This window comes from Cohnella lubricantis (assembly GCF_014212015.1).
Lineage (GTDB): Bacteria > Bacillota > Bacilli > Paenibacillales > Paenibacillaceae > Cohnella > Cohnella lubricantis.
Genome location: NZ_JACJVN010000039.1, coordinates 1 through 21,974, shown reverse-complemented (window position 1 = coordinate 21,974; position 21,974 = coordinate 1). Strand labels below are relative to the sequence as shown.

Sequence of the window (21,974 nt, the reverse complement as noted above, 5' to 3'; positions counted from 1 at the left end):
CTCCTGTGCATTGAGATAGGACTGGCTGCCTCACCGGGCCTTCATGCCGACTCGCCGGATTTTCATCGTGACTGTCACATCGAATTCGGCATCCTTATACATTTCCTGCCATTTCTCTTTGGTCTTGACGTTGCGGTTCCAGAAGGCAGGCCTCTTGGCCCGGATATATTCACCGAAACCGAAGATGTCCGAATGGGCCTCCTGCGTCTTGCGAATAAATTGTTCGAAATATTCAACGGCTACCTGAGCTTGTTTCTTCTCGATATTGCTTAAAATCTCCTGATTGTCGATGCCAATATGCTCGGAATACTTCTCTTCGACGTTCTGTTCGAAAGCAATATGGATCGTAAAATGCGGCCTGCCTTCGGCAATACGGACGGAATAACGGGCTTTCCGATGCGTTGCGGCAGTAATGACGGTGTCAGCCGCGCCATTCAATTGCACAATGACGCGGTATCCGGCTGGATTGATGCCCTTGATCGCCATATACGCGCCGATCTCCAGCGGAGAAGTCGATCCCACCATCTTCGGTCCCTTGAAATACGCGATCTCTACGTTATTCTCTTTCTTGAGCTCGACATAGGGCAAGAAGCCTTCCTGGCCCTTCTTCGAGGAATTGCTCCAGAACATGCCGATGAAGTCCTGCGGGAATTTCCCCATCCGGAAGCCTTCTTCCAAGGTGGACAATAAGTAGAGGGTCGGTACCCGTTCGAGCTTCGGAGCCGCGGTCAAGAATTGCATCGCTTCGCCTTTGGCGACTAGAATCCAAGCCATTCGACGGACTTCTGAATTGCGGCGGAAGTAATCGTTGATGTTCTCAAGACCTTTCTTCGCTACTTCTTCGGATATGACGATGACGCGCAAGTGGCCGAAGAAGAGACTGCTGGCCACTTGCTGCTGCAGGTTCATCAAGGCGTCGTCAATCGAATGGCCGACGACGTGCAATACCCATACTGTATTCGCTGCGCTGCTCTTGCCTCCGCCGCCTCCGCCGCCTCCGCCGCTCTCGCCTGGACCAAGCGGAATTCGGCCGGGAATAGCAATCTGTACAGCGACGCGAATCATATCTTCGGGAGGAATCGGATTAGCTCCCTCTACGTGGGCGACCTCGGTCTCTTGATTCGCGGATTCCGGGGGCGCCTTGTCAATTGATACGCCCAGTACAACGGCGCGATCCTCAATCTCGAGCCGATCCCAGCAGCCTGTCAGGATCGGGAGGGTGAGGACCATTACGCAGGTTAAATGGATGATTTTAGCGCTGTGCAACTTCGCCAACCGGTTCGCCTCTTTTCTTGCGAAGGATGGAGACCAGCAGCAGCAGGGCCGGATAGGCCAACGTCAGAATGAGGCCAATGCGGCCGACCATTCGGACGATGGTGTACATTTGCACGATGTTCTGGGGCAGCATGGCTAACACGAAGACGAAGGGCAGCAGGAAGAAGGCGAACAGTTTATGATCTCTCAAGCGGAACAGAAGACCGAGCGATTGGGTGGTTAGAAAATAGCTGGAGAGCAGCGTCGTAAAGACGGCGGTTACCCAAACGATTAGGAAAGCGGCATCCAGCCTCTCAAGCACGTTGGCCGGCAGAGAGGTCGCCTTGGCCAGCTCCAGCGTCGGCCAGAGCAGCTTCTTGGTCTCCTCCGCGCCGAAGACGCCGACTGTAGCCGCAACGATGATGACATAGAGACCGCCGGCAATGACCATCCCGACCACGCTGGCCAGCAAAGCTTTCTGCGGACGGCGCATCGAGGGGATCACTGAAGTCAAGATGAACGACCCTTGGAATAACGCCGCAATCGTTAGCGCGCCGGGAATGACTCCTTGCGGATCATTGCCCCATATCGGTTGAAGATTAAGCGCATCTGCGTTCTTCAAGGACAACGCCACGATGAATAACGCAGGAAAGAGGATCAGCGGGAAGTAGAAGTAGTGGATATAAGCAAATACGGTTACGTCGTTGCGAGTGGAGAAGGTGGCGAGCAGAAGCATGACGATAACCGTCACTTCGACTGGCGTATTCTTAAGAACCGAAGTTACGACGACTTCTCCGAACTCGCGTGCGGTCAGAGAGGTCAGTACGGCGAAAAAAACGATCACCAGTAAGCTGCCGGCTCTAGCCGGCCACTTGCCGATGATTTGTTCGCTATATTGAATGATCGTCTGTCTTGGGAAGCGCATGCCTAGCAGCGACAGCAACAGCAGGCTGATAAATCCGAACAGCACGGCTGCCAATGTAATAAGAGGCGCGCCTGAATCCAGAGCGTTAACCGCAAATAGAGGAAGAGGAAGGACGCCGACGCCGATAATCGTGCTGACCAAGATGGCTGCGATCTGGATCATGGTGATTTGACGTGTCTTGTCCATATCGTTCATCTCTCCTCTTCTTCCATATTGGATAAGTCAAGCGGGCTCTTGGCATTGCGGCTTGGCGGTATGGGCTGGTCGGGATTCAGACGGTGCAGATTCTGCGTTTGGAGAAGGCCGGGCCTCTTGGGCATCCACCACAGGGGCGCACGGAACAACATATCCTTCATGCCCTGGAAGATTCCCGGCGCGAGCGGACTCAAGTAAGGAACGCCGAACGACTTCAGCGACAGCATATGGTTCGCGATCAGAATCAAGCCGATCATGACCCCGTATAAGCCGAAGACGCCCGCCAGCACGACGAGCGGGAAACGCAGCAGACGCAGAGCAAGCGCGGCGTTATAGGCGGGGGTCGCGAACGAACCGATCGTTGTGAGCGCGATGATGACGACGGTGATCGGGCTCGCGAACCCGGCAGACACCGCCGCCTGCCCGATGACGAGCACGCCGACGATGGAGAGCGCGCCGCCGACCTGTTGCGGAAGCCGGATGGTTGCCTCCCGCAGCACCTCCATCGATACTTCCATGATGAGCACTTCGACGACGGCGGGGAACGGAACGCCAGCTCGTCCGCCTGCAACTGCGACGGCGAATTCCGTCGGGATCAGCTCCGGATTGAAGGAGATGATCGCCACGTAGAGCGACGGGAAGATCAGCGAGAAGATAATCGCGATGAGCCGCGCGAACCGAACAGCGCTCATGAGCAGGAAGCGTTCCGTATAGTCTTCGACCGTCTGATAGAACTGGTTGAACGCCGTCGGAACGATTAACGCCAGAGGCGAACCGTCCACGAGAATGCATACGCGGCCTTCAACCAGATTCGAGACAACCTTGTCCGGCCTCTCGGTATATTGAACCTGCGGGAACGGCGAGAAGTGATTGTCTTCGATGAACTGCTCCAGAATGCCGGAATCGGTGACTGCATCGATGTCGATCTTGGACAAGCGGCGATGGACTTCCTCGACGAGATCGGGATTCGTGAGGTCTTCCATATAGCAGACCGCGACCGCTGTCTTCGTCCGGCGCCCGAGCTCCATCACTTTCACGCGCAAGTCAGACGTCTGAAGCCGGTAGCGGATGAGCGTCAGATTCGTGGACAGCACTTCGATGAAGCCTTCCCGCGGACCGCGTATGACCTGTTCGGTGGCGGGCTGCTCAATCGCGCGTTTGTCAATCTGGCGCGTCTCGAGGACGAGGGCTTCGTCGATGCCGTCAATGAGGATGACGGTGCGGCCCCGTGTCAAGTTATCGATCCATAGCTTCGGGCGTATCTCCAACTTGATCTTGTAATAGTACAGCGTATCGTTAACTACAATATCCAACAGTTGATCGGGCTTGATGTCGGCCTCTCTTAATTGGGGCGGCAAGTACATCATAGCCTTCAGAATATCAAAGTTAAGCGCTTGGGGGTCGACCATGAAGTCGTAGCAGAAAATAACGGCCGGGTACTGTCCGAATACGTGAAATCGGCGGATCGCAAAGTCATCGTTCATCCCGCATTGCTGTTGGATGAACGCGATATTGTCCTCGAATGGACTAGCGGACTTCGTAGATGTCATAAGCGTTCACTCCGGATATCTATCGTGGAAGGATCTGCTGCAACGGCGGATAGGGTTCGACACTCAGCTTTGACATCTGCGATTTCTTTTAAACGGCTGTTGGGAAGGCACACCTGCATTGGGTTATAATAAAGCTGAATGTAAGGTGTCTTATCTTGTCTTGTCTTGGCCGGAGAAGGCCAGCCGCGGATGTGCCGCGGTAATCCAAGGAGGGAATTGTGATGCTTCAATCATTCCAAGCGTTGGTTGTAGACAAGCAAGAGGAACGTCTCACGGTGGAGGTTCGCCAACTGAGCCTTCAAGACCTTCCCGCAGGCGAGCTCTTGGTGAAGGTTCATTATTCCGGCGTGAACTACAAAGATAGCTTCGCCGCTATGCCGAACAGCCCGATGGTGAAGTCGTATCCGATCGTACCGGGTATCGATCTAGCGGGCGTCGTAGTCGCATCCGAAGACTCGAGATTTAAGGAAGGCGACGAGATCATCGCGACCAGCTATGAGATCGGCATCACTCACTACGGCGGTTATGCCGAATATGCCAGAATACCAGCGAAATGGGCGGTTCCGCTCCCGGCAGGTCTTACGATGAGGGAGTCGATGATCATCGGAACGGCAGGCTTCACGGCAGCCTTGTCCGTTCAGCGGCTGGAGGAGAACGGCTTGGCGCCAGGCAAGGGCAAGGTGCTGGTCACAGGCGCGACCGGAGGGGTCGGCAGCTTCGCGATCGCGATTCTGGCGCAGCGAGGGTACGAGGTGGAAGCAAGTTCGGGCAAGGTGTCGGAGCACGAATACTTGAGGGCGCTTGGCGCGGCGTCGATCGTCTCGCGCGACGAGGTCAGCAATGTGGAGCTGCGGCCGCTGGGTAAGCAGAGATGGGTAGCGGCCGTTGACCCGGTCGGCGGCGAGCCGCTGGCGGCGGTCATCAATCAGATTCAGTATGGCGGATCGGTCGCCGCAAGCGGCTTGACGGGAGGCGTGAATGTGCCTCTGACGGTGTTCCCCTTCATCGGCAGAGGCGTGAACCTGCTCGGCATCGATTCGGTGTACTGCCCGATGGAGCCGAGGGTGCGCACGTGGAATCGGCTCGCGGCGGATTTTAAGCCGGCTGAGATGGAGCGCTTCGTGCAGCGAGAGGTGAAGCTGGAGCAGCTTCCGGAGGTGCTGCCGACGCTGCTGCAGGGCCAGGCGCGCGGCCGCACGATCGTGTGCCTAGCATAAGGCGCGTGCGGATTGCGGCTGCTCTGCAGCTTGACGCTGGCGCGGTCGCGGGATTCGAAGCATTCGTTCAGCGGCTGGAGGCTTCCGGCGGCATGATGCTGGACGATAAGCGCCATGATCGGCAAGAAGGCAGCTTCTGCGGTTCGTCTGTGGAGCTGCCTTCTTGAATTGTGGGGGGAAGAGTAATCGTGACTAAGGCTGGGACTGCAGAATTACGCGCTTAATCCGCTCGATGCCTTCCCACATATCGCCGTCCCGGTCGAAAATGATCGATACCGGCGCCTCGCATTTCAACTGCTCGGCAATGCGGAGCTGTGCCAGGAACGCCTCAGCCAGCAACGTGCCGTCTGCCGCGTAGGACGGCTTCGCGTGGATGGAATGAGCGCGGGGCGCGCCGTAGCGGACTCCTTGCTCCTTCTCTTGCGGCGGCAGATTGCCGAAGTCGACGATCGTCCGGAAGCCGTCCGCGGCGCCGGCGCGTTCAACGACTTGAGACCAATTGTGAACCGAGCTTCCCGTCAGTTCGCGGAAGTTCTCGGTGACGACTTCGACGCCCGCGCCGCTCGCATATTGCCGCAGCTCTCGCAAAGCGTCCGCGCTGCGCGCAATCGCGTGCGGATCGTCACCGGACTGTTCGCCCGCCACGATTCGTACGGCAGACGCTCCGGCGACAGCCGCGGCTTCGATCCATCCCTTCAAATAGTGAATATCCGATGCACGTCGCACCGGATCAGGCGAAGAGATGTCGCCATAGTCGACCAGCATCGTATGGAAGCTGACCCCCGTATCGTCGAACGCTTGGCGAAGCTCCCGCAAGTAGGACTCGTCCCGGGAAGGGAAGTGGAAATGACAGAGTTCCAAATACGATAATCCATGCTCGCGCGCCAGCTTAGGAAGCTCCAGCAGCTCGAACATGGCGGGCTGGGATTCCTCTTCCATACGCTGGTTCTGCGCCTCGTTATCCCATACCGTCCATCGCAGCGGACCGAGACAGCGGTGCAGGCTCCAGCTGCTGATGGACAGCCGATTCTCTAGCTTCAACATACGTATCGCTCCAATCGTAATAGAATGGGGATGTTGTATGTTCAACTTACCAATTCACAGCGGCGGGAGCTAGTCATGAATATAGCGAGTTTGTATGCGATATTGTTACTAAATCAGAACATGGGAGGAACCTGAAGGTGACACGTCTTCTCTCATTGTTGATTTAGTTTACAGCTCTGAAGCTAAACAGGTATGATGGCTAATAGACTGATAGAATCGGATCTCGCCATGAATAGAAGGTGCAACCCTTGTTTGAATCGATCAATAGATTTTGGGCTTGGATCATTCTCTTCATCCTGACGCTGCTGGTTACTGGCTGCGGCGCTTCCCATACGAACTTCACCAGCGCAGCAGATGCCAGAAGTCAGGAGAACGCGGTCCCCGTGGATCCATCGAATCCATCGGAGCCGGCAGCTAGCGACATACGAGCGACCCGTGTCGATCTGACAGTGTCCGCCGCAGCAAGCTTAACGGACGCGCTAACCGAGATTGAACAAGCCTATGAACTGCAGCATCCATCTATCGAATTAAGCTTCAACTACGGCGGCTCAGGCGCGCTTCAGCGGCAGATCGAGCAGGGGGCGCCTGTTGACCTGTTCATATCCGCATCAGCCGACAACATGCTAGCGCTCGCGGACAAGCATCTCATCGACGCGGCGCAAACTGCGAACCTGCTGAACAACGAGCTCGTGGTCGTCATCCCGGCAGACAGCAAGCTGACGATCGCCTCCGAAGCGGATCTGGCGCAAGCAGGCGTGGGGACCATTGCGATCGGCATACCGGAGAGCGTACCGGCCGGTCAATACGCGAAGGAATCGCTCACGAACGCCAAGCTATGGGATGCGCTTCAGGCGAAGACGGTGCAGGGCAAAGACGTGAGACAGGTGCTGCAGTATGTCGAGACCGGCAACGCCGATGCCGGCTTCGTCTATCGGACAGATGCCTTATCCTCGAGGAAGGTTGCAGTGGCATTCGAGGTCGATCCCGCGACTTATCCGCTGATCGAATATCCGGTTGGCATCGTCAAGGCGACGAAGCACCCCAAGGAAGCGGAAGATCTCTATCATTATTTGCAATCGCAGGAGGCGCTCGATGTATTCGACCAATATGGATTCTCCGTTCCGAAGTGATCGCGCCCGATGAACTGGCATGACTATTGGCCGCCGATCCGGCTATCGCTGCAGGTCTCCTTGCTCGCCAGCGTCATCGTTCTCCTCCTAGGCATCCTTGCCGCCCGCCGGATGAGCCGCGCGCCGTTCAAAGGCCGTACGCTTCTCGAGACGTTCTTCCTGCTGCCGCTCGTGCTTCCGCCGACCGTCGTCGGTTTCCTGCTGCTCATTCTGCTTGGACGCAGAAGCGGACTAGGCCAAGCGATCGAATGGCTGTTCAAGCAGCCGATCATCTTCACCTGGTGGGCTGCCGTCATCGCCTCTGTCGTCGTCGCCTTCCCGCTCGTCTATCAGACGATGAAGGTCGGCTTCGCCTCGGTCGACCGAAGCCTCGAGGACGCGGGACGCTCCGCCGGCGCGAGCGAGTGGCAGGTGTTCCGCTACATCACGCTTCCCTTAACGTTCCGTTCGCTGATCAGCGCCTATATTCTCGGCTTCGCGCGCAGCTTGGGCGAGTTCGGCGCCACGCTCATGATCGCCGGGAACATCCCGGGCCGCACGCAGACGGTGCCGACGGCCATCTATGTGGCGGTCGATTCGGGCAAGATGCCGATGGCTTGGGCGTGGACAGCGACGATTATCGTGATCTCGTTCCTGCTATTGCTCTTGACGGGGCGCAGAGCGAACGCATAAGACTGCTTCAGCGATGGAGGCATTCCGTCCAAGAAGCGGTCTTTCTCCTTATTTTGCCCCTCGCCGCTAAAAATGGTACGATGCCAGTGATTATCTACATCGAAAGCAGGTTTATGAATGACAGACCATACGCAACAGAAATATCGTTTCAGCGAAGCGCCGATCTGGGAGCTGCAGCGGCAGTATTACGAGGAGAAAGGGCTTCACGCTTGGAACAACGACCAGGTGCCGCAATATATTACGAGCAATCCGATGATCGGTACCGCTTATGCGGAGATCATCTTCGGGTTCCTGCAAGACCGAGCCGCGAAGGGCGAGGTGAGCGACCCCGTCCTGATCGTGGAGCTGGGTGCGGGTGCGGGCCGGCTTGCTTCTCATATTCTTCATACCTTAGACGGGCTTCGAGAGGATGCGGCCATCGTTCTGCCTCCTTACCGTTACGTAATGACCGATCTTGCTGTCAAAAATGTGGAGGGCTGGCGCCGCCATGCGGTACTGCAGCCTTATATCGAGCAAGGCGTCTTGGACTTCGCCGTGTTCGATGCTGTCGGCGATGAGGAGATTCGCTTAACGGAATCCCAAACCGTCATTCGCCCGGGAGACCTGAAGCAGCCGATGCTTGTCGTCGCGAATTACTTCTTCTGCGGCATTCCGCAGGAGCTTCTCTATATCGGTGAAGGCCAAGTCTACGAGTGCGATGTGCTGGTTGAGCGGCCGGAACGATCCGATTCACTCTCAACGTCGGAAGAGCTGCAGCGCATTACACTGCAATATGAGAATCGCCCGGCGCCCGAATACGAAGCAGATTCCTATCCGTATCGCGAGGTGATCGACCTCTACAAGAAGGAGCTGGAGGATTCGCATGTCCTCTTCCCGGAGTTGGGGCTTCGATGCCTGGAACGGCTGAACCGCCTGTCAAAGGCCGGCTTCTTGCTGATCACGGCGGACAAAGGAGATCACCGGCTGGACAATTGGAGGTTCGCGGAACCGCCTGAGCTGATTTATCATGGAAGCTTCTCGTTGACGGCCAATTATCACGCGTTCCAATATACGTTCGAGCAGCGTGGCGGGCTGGCGCTATTCACACCGCATCATTATAAGAACTTGAACGTCGGCTGTATATTCATGCTGGAAAATCCGAATAGCTATACCAACGCTCGATTAGCTCATCGGCGCTTCGTCCAGCGATTCGGTCCCGATGACTTCTTCAGCTTGAAGAGCTGGGTCGACGAACGCATCACTACGATGGGTCTTCAGCCTATCTTGGCGTTCTGGCGATTAGGCGGGTATGACGCGGAATTCTTCATCCAGAGCGCGAAGCGCATCTCCAGCCTGCTGGCGGAAGCGAATGACGAGGAATTGCTGGATCTTCAGCTAGGCATTCAGACGATGTGGTCGTCCTACTATGTGATGGAGCAAGGCTATAATTTGGCGTTGGATATCGGGATTGTGTTGTTCGAGATGAACAGCTATGAGACTGCGAGACATTATCTGGAGCTAGCGCTTCGCGAAGAAGAGGAGCCGGATGCCCTCATCCTGTATTGCTTGGCGATCTGTCACTTGGAGCTCGGATCGGCCGGCGAAGCGAAGTCATGTTTGCAGAGAGCGCTTGAATTGGAGCCCGGCCACGAAGAGGCATTGGAATTGCTAAGCTGTCTGGAATGAGGAATGCCTCCAGCGGCTGCGCGCCTGCCCGACTGAAGGAGGAGAACAAGGATGTCTCACGCAGCGGAGCGAGTGCCATACGGCTACGAGCCGCCTATTGAACGCAACCGCGGTACGCTGATCTATTACGATTCGTTCGAACGCGTGTCCGACGAGGAATTGGATGCGGCGGTTGAGACGGCCGAAGCTCGTTCGTTCGCGCGGATTGTTCTCTATCTGATCCACGAAGAGACAGTGAGGCGTATGTCCAAGCTTCCGGCCGTCGCGTATCATAAGCGCGAGAAGCGGCTGCTGGAGTGGAAGCGGGAGCGCGGGATGGAGCAAGCCGAGATTGACGGCTGGGAAGGCAAGCGGAAGAAGTACACGCCGATAGACGCTGCGCTTCGCCACTTGACAGAGACACTTCCGGCGCCGCACTTCCTCTATCTCTCACCGGAAATGGCGAATACATTCGCTTCGTTCGCTTCGTTCGAAGATTGGATTGTTAAGATTAGGCTGATCCTGGCGACAGAGCCCGAAGAGGTTCATCCGCGGCTGGAGCGTTATCGCGACAGGTGGGATGTTGCGGCTGGGCTGGCGGAATGTCACACAAGCGACACAGTTTTTTGACAGAATCATGATGACATTGAATTCCAACGCTACGAGAGAACCTCTTTGTGATAGCATATAGAAATGAGCAAAGCAAGGAGGATTGGTTGTCGTGCGTGCCCAGAGCAGCTCTATTCATCTAGATACCGTACCGGCTTCGTTCACGAAGGTCGTCTTCGATACGATTAAGATCGGCATCGTCAAGTCCAACCTGATCGCAATGTTCGCTGGCCTTGCCATGGCGCTGTACGTCCATCATATTCCGTTCTTCGATAAGATCGGCAATATTGTATTGGCTTTGATCGGTTCGTCTCTCGTGATCGGGGCAGCCGGCGTCTTCAACAACCTGTATGACCGGGATATCGACCGAATCATGGAACGGACTAAGGGTCGGCCAACCGTCACCGGCGTCGTCGGGGTTGCCAGCGGGCTTCTCATCGGAAGCTGGATTGCGCTCGTCGGCCTCGCGGCTCTGTATGTGGCATCGCCGCTGGCCGCGTTATTCGGCTTCCTCGGCCTCTTCCTGTATGTCGTGCCTTACACGATGTGGACCAAACGCCGAACGGTATACAATACCGAGATCGGAAGCCTGTCTGGCGCGATGCCGCCGCTGATCGGCTGGGCAGCGATATCGCCTGATATGCTCAACTCAAGCATCCTAGCCCTGTTCCTGATGATGGTGATCTGGCAAATGCCGCATTTCTATGCCATTGCGATCCGTCGGATGGAGGAATACCGGGCGGCGAATATCCCGATGCTGCCCGTTGTCAAAGGCATGCACAGAACGTACGTGCAGATGAACGTATACTTGGCGGCGCTGCTGCTATGCAGCATCCTCTTCTGGCCGTTCAACCCGTATATCGCGGTGACGAACGCGGTGCTCAGCCTAGCTTGGCTGATAATTAGCGTGGTCGGCTACCGCAAGAAGGAAGAACGGGTGTGGGCGAAGTCGATGTTTATCTTCTCGCTTAACCATATGACGATTCTAATGCTGCTGATCATCGGTTATTCGTTGATCAGGCCTTTGTTCTAAGCCGGCGATTCCGCCGGTTTTTTTGTTTGGGCTGGAACCGTTGAACGATCTCGCCGGGGTTGGGTTCAGACGAATGCGGTCTGATGGCGATTAGCGCCAGCAGCGCGGAGGCGGTGCCGACGGCAGCCATAACGAAGAACAGGCTGCGCTGTGAATACTCGAGCAGGACGGAGGAGGCCGGCGGTCCCGCCGCGACGCCGATGAACCGGATGCTGCTGAAGATCGAAGTGACCGTTCCCCGCTGCTTTTTGTCAATGCCTTCTGTAACCATGGCGTCCAGACAGGGCAGAGCCGCGCCGATGCCCGCTCCGCCAATCGCAATTAAGATAAACAGCATGAAGACGGAGTCGATACGGAAGAAGCCGCAGATGAACATTGCGGCCGCCGCGACAGCCGCTCCCGCGAAGTTCAACCACTTCATCCGCCGCTTGTTCTCTCCGATCCACTTGCCAGCCGTGAAGGAGCATAGGCACAGCGCGGCCGTCGGAATCGCAAGCAGCCCTCCTTTGGCTGCACCGTGCACGTTGTAGCGATCCTCCAGAATTTGTGACAGGAAGAACAAGAAGCTGAACACCAAGAACATGCAGATGCCGCCGACGGCAAATATCGCGTACAGCCAGCGGCCCTTCTCGTTGAACACCGCTTTGACCTCAGAGAAGAACTGCCGCAGCGTCTCCGGTTGTTCCTGACGGCGCGGAACTCGAACGAGTACCGCAACCATTAGCAGCGATATCGCGCTGATGACCGGAATCGCCAGGAAAGGCAGGTACCAGGCCAGCACAGCGAGCAGCGAGCCGAGAATGGGGCTCAGCACTTTGCCGAATGTGTTGGCCGTCTCGATCAGCCCTAGTCCAGCGCTGACGTCCGACTCCTTCTTGAACATATCCCCGACGAGCGGAATGACGACTGGGGCGGAGCCTGCTGCCCCGATTCCTTGCAGCACGCGTCCGCCTAATATCCAGCCGTAGGTATGGTCGCTCCATAGCGGCGCAAGTCCGGCGATGAGCCCTCCGGCCCCGGTAATCGCCAAGCAGGGAATAATGACCTTCTTGCGTCCGACCCGGTCCGAGAGGAAGCCGGCGAGCGGAATAAGCAGAATCGCAACGACGGAGTAGACCGTGATGATCAAGCTCACCTGCAGCGAGCTTACTTGCAGCTCTTTGCGCAGAGAAGGCAGGATGGGAATCAGCATCGAGTTGCCAAGCGTCATGATCAAGGGAATGGAAGCCAATGCAATCAGATCCCGCTTCTTCTGCTGAACAGCCATGGAGGGAGCCCCTTTCCTTAATGCCAGACGAACCGCAGCGCCATTTGAACCGCCGGTTCTTCTAAAAGCAGAATTATCATATCCGTTCTATCCTCCGTTATCCGCTCTGTGCGAACCGGAACTTCGCTTATTACGCGTGCTGCAGGGATAATTTCGCTTGATACGGAAACCTTAAGCCGGTAAATACATGAACTTAAAAGGGAGTGTATTCATCGAATGGGCATCTTAAGCGGCAATCCTAAGGAAGAACCGCTTCATTACGGGGAGATCTACGATATTTGGCAGTTCTCCATGGCAGCCAAAGGCTGCATCTCCGGCTATAGGGCGCTTCGCTATCATGCAGGAGACCCCGACCTAAAGAAAATAATCGATAAAGGCATCGATCAAGCCGAATTGGAAGCAAGCGAATGCGATCGACTGCTGGAGGGGAACGGGTTCGTCCCTCCTCCGGAGCTGCCGGCTCGCCCCGAGGCCAAGCTGGAGGATATTCCAGCTGGAGCCCGGTTCACCGATATGGAGATCGCGCCGATGATCTCTGCCGATATGGCGGCGGGGCTTATTGCTTGCAGCCAGATTATGGGCAAGTGCATCCGGGAAGACGTGGGCGCCTTGTTCGCTAAATATCACGCAACCAAAGCAGCCATCGGCTTAAGCATGCTCCGGTTAAGCAAAGAGAAGGGATGGCTGGTTCCGCCTCCCTTGCAAATCAAGCGTCCGGAACCCGTCAAAGCTTGACCAGACCATTTAGTAAAGTCCGGGAATCTACGATATGAGCCATTAATGAGCCATTAAGATGAGCGGCAACAGAATAAGGCCGGAATGTTCGAACCCCCTCACTCGTACAATGAAGTAATACTTCTTGTCCGAAGAGGGGGTTTTCTCCTTGCCAATCGCGATTACGGGTATCGGCACGGCTGTTCCGGCCTTTCGATTGAACCAGAGGGATGTATGGTCCCGGCTGGCGGAAGCATTGAGCGGCGATCCCCAGCTTGCGCGATGGGGGAAGCGAATCTTCGCGGGCTGCGGGGTCGATTCTCGGTATACCTGCGAGCCGAACCTGCTGGAGCCCGCTGGACGGTGCCGCTATCTCTCTGCCGAGTCTGGCGGCGCGTTCCCGACGACGGAGGAGCGGATGCAGACATACCGAACCGAGTCCGTGCCGTTAGCGGCGGAGGCAGCGAAGAAGGCGCTGGCTGACAGCGGACTGCGGCCGGGAGAGATCAGCCATCTGCTAGCCGTCAGCTGCACCGGCATGTTCCTGCCCGGGCTAGACGCCGAGCTCGCGCGGAGGCTGGGCCTGCGCGCCGATGCGGAGCGGCTGCCGCTTACGTTCTTGGGATGCGCTGCCGGATTGACGGCGGTGCGGGAAGCGGCGCGAATCGTTCGCGGCGATCCGCAAGCGCGGGTGCTCGTCGTCACCGTTGAGCTCTGTACGCTGCACATCCAGCCGACGATTACGAAGGAAGACCTCTATACCGCGTCGTTCTTCGGAGATGGGGCGTCTGCCTGTGTCGTGGGACTAACGGACGTACCGCGAAGCGGAACCTTCGCCCTGGAGAGCGCCTTGGCCGTACCATTTCCCGAGACTGCGGACAAGATGGTCTGGACCGTCGGCAATCTAGGATTTCAATTGGTGCTGTCTCCCCTGATCCCCCGGATTATCGCCGGTTACGTGCCAACCGCTCTCCAGTCTTTCTGGGGGGAGGGCAAAGATCCGGAGCTGTGGGCGATCCATCCGGGCGGCAAAGGGATCATTGACGCGCTGGAGGATTCCTTCAAGCTTGCCGGCGAGCAGACGGCCGCCAGCCGCGGCGTATTGCGCGATTATGGCAATATGTCATCAGCTACCATTCTATTCGTACTCGAGGAGATGCGGCGGAGACAGCGCGAGCGATCGAACGATGCAGCGGCAGGAGGAGCGGCCGACGGCATTGCCGTGGCCTTCGGTCCCGGCATCGCGGCGGAGTTCTTGAAGTTCGCTTACATCGCATGAATATGCTCTTATCGCAGCGGTCTGCCATCCCCGAGCTGATGGACGATTTCGCTCAAGGAGGCGAAGAGCTGCAGCAAGCGCTGCGGCATCTGCGCCGATTGAACCGAATCTTTGGCGCCTCCGGCCCTATAGTTTATGGCGTTAACTATCTATGGAGAAAAGCTGGCCGGCCTAGCCGCCTGACGTTGCTGGATGTCGGTTCGGGCAGCGGCGACATCAATCGCCGGCTGCTGAGATGGGCGGACAAGCAGCGCATAGAGATGAAGGTGATTCTATGCGATGTGACAGAGGAAGCCGAGACTGAGGCGAAGGAGCTGTTCCGCCACGAACCGCGCGTGACGTTCGTGAGACGAAGCGTATGCGAGCTCGCTCCAGGCCAGGTTGATATCGTAACGGCTTCCCAATTCGTTCATCACTTCGGATCCAATGAGCTTCCCGCTATCGTGAGACGCCTAATGGAGGCGTCGCGGATCGGCATCGTCTTGAACGATATTCATCGGCACTGGATACCGTGGACGGCGGTATGGCTCGTCACGCGGCTGATCTCCGCCAATCGGTATATCCGGCATGACGGCCCTCTGTCCGTTGCCAAAGGCTTTCGCAGAAGCGACTTTCAACTAGCGGCACGGCAGCTGGAGCACTCGGAACTGGCGGTCCGCTGGCGCCCGCTGTTCCGTTATGCCGTGACGATCGCCAAAGCGCGGGAGGGATGACGATGCCAACCGATGCGGACGCCGTCGTGATCGGAGCGGGACTTGCGGGAAGCGCCATGGCTTATGCTATGGCGAAGAAGGGGTGGGACGTCGTGTTACTCGACAAACTGACGTTCCCGAAGCACAAGGCATGCGGGGAATTTCTCTCGCCCGAAGCCCAGACTACGCTGCGCGCGCTCGGCTTGGACAGCGCCATCCGTTCGCTTCATCCAGCCGATATGACTAAGGTTCGCATTCATACCGAACATGGATCGACGCTGGAGATTCCGCTGCCGGGACTGGCTTTGGGGATGAGCCGATTCGCGCTGGATAACCAGCTGCAGGCGTCGGCCCGAGCGGAAGGGGCAGCCTTGCTCGAAGGCTGTTCCGTCTACGCCGCTGAACCGATTGAAGATGGGTATCGCGTCGAATACGGGTGTCAGCCTTCGGAGAAACTCACCATCCGATCGCGTATCGTGATCGGCGCGGGAGGGAGGCGAATGAGCGGCGGCGGCTTTCGCCAATCCGCTTCTGCAACGCACGACCGAGCGTATGTCGGGATTAAATCGCATTACACCCGAAGCGATCATTCCCCGATCGTCGATCTCTACTTCTTCCGGGGCGGCTATATCGGCATCGCTCCGGTGGAGGGCGAGCGATTGAACGTTGCCGCGATTGTGCTGCGCTCCGCGTATCCCAAGCTCCATGCTGCAGCGACCATCGAGCGAATCCTGGAGAAGGCGATCCGGCGAATTCCGGCGCTGGAGGCCCGATTAGCTGGAACGGCGCCGATACCTGGCACGCAAGCGGCTGCCTTCCCGGTCGCGATAAGCGGAGCGCCTCGCGCCTGGAGCCACATGCCGCTAATCGGCGACGCAGCGGCGGTCATTCCGCCGTTCTGCGGAGATGGCATGGCGATGGCGCTTCGCTCCGCCGAGCTATGCGCGCCGCTTGCCGATGCTTACTTAAGAGGCGACATCCGCATGGCGGAATGGAGAGACAGCTACACCCGGCAGCTTCATGAGCAGTTCTCCAGCGCGCTTCAGTGGGGCCGTCGTCTGGAGCGTGTCATGAGCCGGCCGGGATTATCCTCTCTCTTGCTTCGAATCGGCTCGTTCGCGCCGGGGATGGCTGAGCGAATCGTTCGGGCGACTAGGCTGCAGATTGATTGATGCAGAAGGATTGAACAAGTATAGAGGATAGGCAGTTGATCGCGATGCTCTATCGGATGCTAGCCGCCGTCTCGATCCGGTATAGGCGGCCGATCCTATGCGGCTGGCTGTTATTCGCGAGCGCCTCCGCATGGTTTGCCGCGCAGCTGCCGAACGCGCTAGGCGATCACGGGCTGACAGTGCAAGGGTCCTACGCAGAGACGCAGCAAATACTGGCGAGCCAGTTCAAGCTGCCGGACGAGCCGGTCGTCGTGCTATTCGCGAATGAGAGAGGGGAGACTCCCGGGGAGTTCCATCGCTATATCGCGAATGCATTGGGGAGGGCAGAGCAGATTCGCGGCGTCGAGGTCGCCGCTTCGCCGTTGCGGCTGAAGGGGATGGAGAACGGCGGGTACGCTTACGCGCTGTTGTCTGTGCCCGATCAGGTGCAGGAGAAGCGCGAAGCCGTCGCCCAGCTTCGCGAACAGCTGCCGGTCCATCCCGAATTCAAAGCGATGCTCACCGGCAAACCGGTTGTGCAGGAAGACGTGAATCAGTCCAGCCGGCACGATCTGAAGGCAGCCGAGGCTGTCGGCTTGCCGGTTGCCTTCGCGCTGCTCTTCCTTGCGTTCGGCGGGTTGCTGCCTGCGATGATTCCGATCCTGGCAGGCGGCATGTCCGTGCTGATCGCGATGGGGATTCTGGACGCCATAGGCGCTTCTGGAATCGTGGAGCTGTCCGTCTTCGTCTATAATGTCATTCCGATGGTCGGGATGGCGGTCAGTCTTGATTTTGCCCTGTTGATGGTATGCCGTTACCGGGAGGAGAAGGCTGCATTGCCAAGTCGGCAGGCCGTCCATCGGGCGATGAGTACCTCCGGCAGAGCCGTGCTTGTATCGGTCGTCTGCGTCATTCTGGCGTTGATCGGCACGTTCTGCATCCGCATGCCGATCTTTAACAGCGTGGCGTTAGGCGCGATCGTTGTCCTCGCCGTATCGGCGCTGATCAATCTCACCTTCGTTCCCGCGCTGCTATATGCACTCGGGAATCGAATCTCGCCCATTCATTCGCGTGCAAGCCGGCAAGGCCCTCCAAGCAGAGGCTGGCGCCTGTGGCTATCGGCGGTGATGAAGCGTCCCGGCGTATCCGCCTTGGCGTGCGCAGCCGCTCTCGCGATGTGCTTATTGCCCATCGCTTCTATGCGAATGTCCATACCAGGTCCCGATTCGCTGCCGTCCGGGACGGAATCGCGGGAGGCGGCTGGGCTGTTCGCCGACCGCTTCTTCCCTCCGAAGACTACGGCCGCATACGTCATTATCCGAGCGAGCGGCGCTAGGCAGGAAGCCGACAGGACGGCCGATCGAATCCGAAGCGAGCTGGAGCGGGACGCCCGAGTGCTCCGCATCGATACGCAGCGTTCAAGCGCTAGCGGCGACTATCTGCTGGCAGTCCGATTGATCGGAGAAGCCTCGTCCGATGAGGCGATGCGCTGGGTTCGCGAACGGGAGCGGCAATATGGCAGCTTGAACGTGCTTATTGGAGGGGAACCGAAGGAGCAGCAAGAGATCCATGACGAGATGATCAACCGGATGCCTGAAGTGCTTGCCTTCGTCGCCGTCTCCAACTTCCTCGTGCTGGCGTTCGCGTTCCGCTCGCTGTTCATTCCCTTGAAGGCGATTGCGATGAATCTGCTCAGCATCGGGGCTGCGCTAGGCATCCTGTCTTGGCTGTTCCGGGAGGGACGGTTGGGGCTAGAACCCTCCGATCTGGCGATCATGATCCCGGTGTTCCTCTTCGGGCTGACGTTCGGGATCAGCATGGATTACGGCATCTTCCTGCTGTCTCGCATATACGAGAGCTACCGGCGCACGCGCGACAACGAGGCCGCAATCCGCGAAGGAGTCGCCGCCTCGGGCCGCATGATCACTTCCGCCGCGGCGATCATGATCGCCGTCACCGCGCCATTCTCGCTGGCCGGCGTTACAGGCGTGAAGCAGCTGGGACTCGGCATCGCCGCCGCGCTGCTCATCGACGCGACGATCATCCGGATGGTTCTCGTGCCGTCCTTGATGAAGCTGATGGGCAAATGGAATTGGTGGATGCCGTTCGCTCGCGGCGGGCAACCCCGCTGACGATCTTGGGCCGCGCAGGAGATCGACAAGCCTGCGGTTAAATCTCGATCAGAATCGGCATAATCATCGGCCGGCGCTTCAGTTGCGCGAACAAGAAGCTGCCGATCTCATCCTTCAGCGTGCGCTTCATGACGTTCCACTGCTTGATCTCCGCCGACTTTAATTCCTGCAAAGTAGCCAGCACCTTCGCATTAATCTGCTCAATGAGCAATTCATTATCTCTCACGTAGACGAACCCGCGAGAGATGATGTCGGGGCCGGACAGGATGGATCCATCCTTCTTGCTGAGCGACACGACGACGATCAGAATGCCGTCGCCGGACAGCTGCTTGCGGTCGCGGAGCACGACGTTGCCGATATCGCCGATACCGAGCCCGTCGACGAACACATCGCCGGACGGCACCTTGCCGCCGAGCGATGCATCCCCGTCCTCCAGCTCGACGAGGTCGCCGTTGCCAACGATCAGTATATGCTTCGGATCGACGCCAACGGCCTCAGCCAGCAGCCGGTGCTGATGAAGCATGCGGTATTCGCCGTGGATCGGCACGAAGTAGTTCGGCTTCATCAGCGACAGCATCAGCTTTAATTCCTCCTGGCTTCCGTGGCCGGATACGTGCATGCCGGTGGACGCGCCGGAGCCGTAGATCACCTTAGCCCCGAGCTGATACAGGTTGTCGATGATGCGGGCAACGCTCTTCTCGTTGCCGGGGATCGGCGACGCCGCGACGATCACCGTATCGCCGGCCAGCACCTCCATCTGGCGATAGCTGCCGTTCGCGAGCCGGGACAACGCCGCCATCGGCTCGCCTTGGCTTCCGGTGCAGAGAACCGCGACTTGGTTAAGCGGCAGCCCGGAAGCCTCTTCGGGTTCAATCAGCATACCGTCGGGGATGTCCAAGTAGCCGAGCGCTTGCGCGACTTCAACGACGTTCACCATGCTGCGGCCAAGCAAGACGATCTTGCGGCTCACTTTCGCGGCGGCGTTAACGACTTGCTGCAGCCGGTTGACGTTGGAAGCGAACGTGGACAAGAAGATTCGCTGATCCGCATGCTTGAACGCCTTCTCGATCTGCTCGCCGACCAGCCTCTCCGATGGCGTGAAGCCGGGCCGTTCCGCGTTCGTGCTCTCCGACAGGAGGAGCAAGACGCCGTTCGAGCCGATCGAAGCCATCCGATGGAGGTCGGGATACTGCTTATTTTCCGGCGTTAGATCGAACTTGAAGTCTCCTGTATGCACGATGGCCCCTTGGGGCGTGTCGAACACGACCCCCACGCAGTCGGGAATGCTGTGATTCGTACGGAAGAAGGACACTTGAAGCTGCCCAATCTCCAGCACCGAGTCGGCATCGATGGCGTTTAAGCTGGAATCGGCTAGCAGGCCGTGCTCCTTCAGCTTCGACTCGATCAGCCCCAGCGTCAGCCGGGTCGCATAGATCGGAACGTTAAGCTGCTTCAATATGTACGGAATGCCGCCGATGTGATCCTCATGCCCGTGGGTGACGATCATCGCCCGAACGTTCTCGCGCTTCGAGAGCAGATAGGAGATGTCCGGAATGATCAGGTCGATGCCGAGCAGGCTCTCGTCCGGGAACTTGGAGCCGCAGTCGATGATGAAGATGTCTTCTCCGTATTCGATGACGTACATGTTCTTGCCGATCTCATTCACGCCTCCGAGCGCGAATACATAACCTTTATTGGCGAGCCGATGCATAGCGATCCTCCATGGCCATAGTCGTGCGTATTATTCGACAGGCGCAGGCGGCTTATTCCCCATTTCACGCGAAAAATAGGTTTACCTCGGCTTGGTTTTTGTTTATAATCGCAGTAATAAATGCGGTGAAGAGAAGAGTAGTCAACGGCATTCTTTCGCAGAGAGCTCCGGAAGCTGAGAAGGAGTAAAGAATCGTTGGTCGAAAAAAAACTCCGAGCAGCGCGCCGGAACCGTCGTGAAGCGGCGGGGGTGGCGCGACAGGCGCTCCTGTTACAGAGCTAGAGTATATGCATCCGATCGGTAGGAAGGGTAGGGATGCCGTACTCGAAGAGGCCGATCTGGCGACGGATCGGCGAATAAGGGTGGTACCACGAGAATACAATCTCGTCCCTGAGACTTCGGTCTTGGGGGTGGGATTTTTTATTAACGACATGAAATGTTCCGGAGCCAATCGCATGCCATCATGAGAGGAAAGGGTTGGGAGAACGAATGCCAAACAAATTGAGAGCGGCCATCGTCGGCGGTACAGGCATGGTCGGCCAGCGCTTCGTGCAGCTGCTGGAGGAGCATCCGTGGTTTGAAGTAACGGCCATCGCGGCCAGCGCCAATTCGGCGGGCAAGACATATGAGGAATCCGTGCGCGGCCGCTGGAAGCTGGCGACGCCGATGCCGGAGAACGTGAAGAACATCGTCGTACAGGACGCATCCAAGGTGGAGCAGGTCGCGGCGGACGTCGACTTCATCTTCTGCGCGGTTGATATGGGCAAGAACGAGATTAAGGCGCTGGAGGAAGCGTATGCCAAGACGGGCACGCCGGTCATCTCCAACAACTCCGCGCATCGCTGGACGCCGGATGTGCCGATGGTCATTCCGGAGATTAATCCGGGGCATCTCGACGTGATCGCGGCGCAGCGGAAGCGGCTCGGCACTTCGAGCGGCTTCATCGCGGTGAAGCCGAACTGCTCGATTCAGAGCTATGTGCCGCAGCTTCATGCGCTGCTGGAATATAAGCCGACGACCGTCGTGGCGTCGACATACCAGGCGATCTCAGGCGCCGGCAAGAGCTTCGCAGACTGGCCGGAGATGCTGGACAACGTCATCCCGTACATCGGCGGCGAAGAAGAGAAGAGCGAGCAGGAGCCGCTGCGCATCTGGGGAAGCGTCAACGGCGGGGAGATCGTGAAGGCGGGCTCGCCGCTTATCACGACGCAGTGCATCCGCGTACCGGTGACGGACGGCCACCTCGCGACGGTGTTCGTCTCGTTCGAGAAGAAGCCTTCGAAGGAAGAGATTCTGGCCCGTTGGCAGTCATTCCGCGGCAGACCGCAGGAGCTGGAGCTGCCGAGCGCGCCGAAGCAATTCATTACGTACTTCGAAGAAGACAACCGTCCGCAGACGGGACTCGACCGGGATATCGAGCGCGGCATGGGCGTATCGGCGGGACGCTTGCGCGAGGATTCGCTCTACGACTACAAGTTCGTCGGGCTGTCGCACAACACGCTTCGCGGCGCGGCCGGCGGCGCCGTGCTGATCGCCGAGCTGCTGAAGGCGGAAGGGTATATTCAGGCGAAGTGACAGGGTTAGTGAAGAGCGGCAAGCTGTCCGGAGAGCGTCTTCCGGAGGCTTGCTGTTTTTTGTTGGGAGGCAGCCGCAGGTGATGGCGCCGAACAAGGAGCAGCCGCGAGGCGATGGCGCGAACAAGGCACAATAAGTGCCTTGTTGGGAGCAGCCGCGGGGCGATGGCGCGAACAAGGC

The 21,974-nt window shown here is 58.0% G+C and carries 19 protein-coding genes and 1 other annotated feature; of the genes, 13 read left to right on the top strand and 6 right to left on the bottom strand.

Translation table 11 applies throughout. The annotated features are described in order from the left end of the window. Positions 1-30: 30 nt before the first annotated feature. From H4Q31_RS11015 to H4Q31_RS11005, 3 genes are read right to left on the bottom strand one after another with little or no spacing between them, the layout of a single operon-like run. A complete protein-coding gene (locus H4Q31_RS11015; RefSeq protein WP_245347386.1) occupies positions 31-1,275 on the bottom strand; it encodes a Ger(x)C family spore germination protein in 1,245 nt (414 codons plus the stop codon). Next, positions 1,253-2,365 (bottom strand): GerAB/ArcD/ProY family transporter, encoded by a 1,113-nt coding sequence (locus H4Q31_RS11010; RefSeq protein WP_185179130.1) that lies wholly within the window; start codon positions 2,363-2,365, stop codon positions 1,253-1,255. Before H4Q31_RS11010 ends, H4Q31_RS11015 begins: the two co-directional genes overlap by 23 nt. Before the next feature lie 5 nt (positions 2,366-2,370). Then, entirely contained in the window at positions 2,371-3,924 is a 1,554-nt protein-coding gene (locus H4Q31_RS11005; protein WP_185179129.1) for a spore germination protein, read from the bottom strand. A gap of 221 nt (positions 3,925-4,145) precedes the next feature. Between H4Q31_RS11005 and H4Q31_RS11000 the strand changes: the two genes are divergently transcribed. Continuing rightward, complete coding sequence (locus H4Q31_RS11000) at positions 4,146-5,141, top strand: acrylyl-CoA reductase family protein (RefSeq protein WP_185179128.1); 996 nt, start codon at positions 4,146-4,148, stop codon at positions 5,139-5,141. Then, positions 5,129-5,308 carry a hypothetical protein gene (locus tag H4Q31_RS10995; protein ID WP_185179127.1) on the top strand — a complete coding sequence of 60 codons (180 nt, stop codon included), beginning with the start codon at positions 5,129-5,131 and terminating at the stop codon, positions 5,306-5,308. Before H4Q31_RS11000 ends, H4Q31_RS10995 begins: the two co-directional genes overlap by 13 nt. Before the next feature lie 25 nt (positions 5,309-5,333). Here the strand turns inward: H4Q31_RS10995 and H4Q31_RS10990 are convergent, their stop codons facing one another. After that, positions 5,334-6,185, bottom strand: a complete 852-nt coding sequence (locus H4Q31_RS10990) for a sugar phosphate isomerase/epimerase family protein (RefSeq protein WP_185179126.1) — start codon at positions 6,183-6,185, stop codon at positions 5,334-5,336. Between the two features lie 248 nt (positions 6,186-6,433). On the opposite strand from H4Q31_RS10990, the gene modA reads away from it, so the two are divergent. The 5 genes from modA to cyoE all read left to right on the top strand — a co-directional run bounded on the left by modA (position 6,434) and on the right by cyoE (position 11,273). Further along, positions 6,434-7,315 carry a molybdate ABC transporter substrate-binding protein gene (gene modA, locus H4Q31_RS10985; RefSeq protein ID WP_245347385.1) on the top strand — a complete coding sequence of 294 codons (882 nt, stop codon included), beginning with the start codon at positions 6,434-6,436 and terminating at the stop codon, positions 7,313-7,315. Between the two features lie 9 nt (positions 7,316-7,324). Then, complete coding sequence (gene modB, locus H4Q31_RS10980; protein WP_185179125.1) at positions 7,325-7,987, top strand: molybdate ABC transporter permease subunit; 663 nt, start codon at positions 7,325-7,327, stop codon at positions 7,985-7,987. A 117-nt stretch (positions 7,988-8,104) separates the two neighbouring features. Further along, complete coding sequence (locus H4Q31_RS10975) at positions 8,105-9,652, top strand: tetratricopeptide repeat protein (RefSeq protein WP_185179124.1); 1,548 nt, start codon at positions 8,105-8,107, stop codon at positions 9,650-9,652. Between the two features lie 51 nt (positions 9,653-9,703). Further along, positions 9,704-10,261 (top strand): hypothetical protein, encoded by a 558-nt coding sequence (locus H4Q31_RS10970; protein WP_185179123.1) that lies wholly within the window; start codon positions 9,704-9,706, stop codon positions 10,259-10,261. Positions 10,262-10,352: 91 nt separating this feature from the next. After that, positions 10,353-11,273, top strand: coding sequence for a heme o synthase (cyoE, locus tag H4Q31_RS10965; protein ID WP_311771719.1), 921 nt, complete (start codon positions 10,353-10,355; stop codon positions 11,271-11,273). On the opposite strand, the gene H4Q31_RS10960 is transcribed toward cyoE, so the two are convergent. Further along, positions 11,257-12,540 carry an MFS transporter gene (locus H4Q31_RS10960; RefSeq protein WP_185179122.1) on the bottom strand — a complete coding sequence of 428 codons (1,284 nt, stop codon included), beginning with the start codon at positions 12,538-12,540 and terminating at the stop codon, positions 11,257-11,259. The two genes, cyoE and H4Q31_RS10960, sit on opposite strands and share 17 nt — an antisense overlap. Positions 12,541-12,756: 216 nt before the next feature. Here H4Q31_RS10960 and H4Q31_RS10955 point away from each other — a divergent pair, with 216 nt between their 5' ends. From H4Q31_RS10955 to H4Q31_RS10935, 5 genes are all read left to right on the top strand, one after another. Beyond that, a complete protein-coding gene (locus H4Q31_RS10955; RefSeq protein ID WP_185179121.1) occupies positions 12,757-13,275 on the top strand; it encodes a DUF3231 family protein in 519 nt (172 codons plus the stop codon). 148 nt (positions 13,276-13,423) lie between these two features. Beyond that, a complete protein-coding gene (locus tag H4Q31_RS10950) occupies positions 13,424-14,533 on the top strand; it encodes a type III polyketide synthase (RefSeq protein WP_245347384.1) in 1,110 nt (369 codons plus the stop codon). Continuing rightward, the gene (locus H4Q31_RS10945; protein ID WP_185179119.1) at positions 14,530-15,246 is read left to right on the top strand and encodes a methyltransferase domain-containing protein; all 717 of its coding nucleotides are present in this window, start codon (positions 14,530-14,532) and stop codon (positions 15,244-15,246) included. Before H4Q31_RS10950 ends, H4Q31_RS10945 begins: the two co-directional genes overlap by 4 nt. A gap of 2 nt (positions 15,247-15,248) precedes the next feature. Further along, the gene (locus tag H4Q31_RS10940) at positions 15,249-16,397 is read left to right on the top strand and encodes an NAD(P)/FAD-dependent oxidoreductase (protein ID WP_185179118.1); all 1,149 of its coding nucleotides are present in this window, start codon (positions 15,249-15,251) and stop codon (positions 16,395-16,397) included. 44 nt (positions 16,398-16,441) lie between these two features. Continuing rightward, positions 16,442-18,508, top strand: coding sequence for an MMPL family transporter (locus H4Q31_RS10935; protein WP_245347391.1), 2,067 nt, complete (start codon positions 16,442-16,444; stop codon positions 18,506-18,508). Between the two features lie 37 nt (positions 18,509-18,545). Here H4Q31_RS10935 and H4Q31_RS10930 read toward each other — a convergent pair whose 3' ends face one another. Next, positions 18,546-20,219, bottom strand: a complete 1,674-nt coding sequence (locus H4Q31_RS10930) for a ribonuclease J (protein WP_185179116.1) — start codon at positions 20,217-20,219, stop codon at positions 18,546-18,548. Positions 20,220-20,335: 116 nt separating this feature from the next. Further along, positions 20,336-20,614: a binding site (T-box leader), on the top strand. Positions 20,615-20,708: 94 nt separating this feature from the next. On the opposite strand from H4Q31_RS10930, the gene asd reads away from it, so the two are divergent. Then, positions 20,709-21,794: an aspartate-semialdehyde dehydrogenase gene (gene asd / locus H4Q31_RS10925; protein WP_185179115.1), complete on the top strand. Its 1,086-nt coding sequence runs from the start codon at positions 20,709-20,711 to the stop codon at positions 21,792-21,794. Positions 21,795-21,974: the final 180 nt, after the last annotated feature.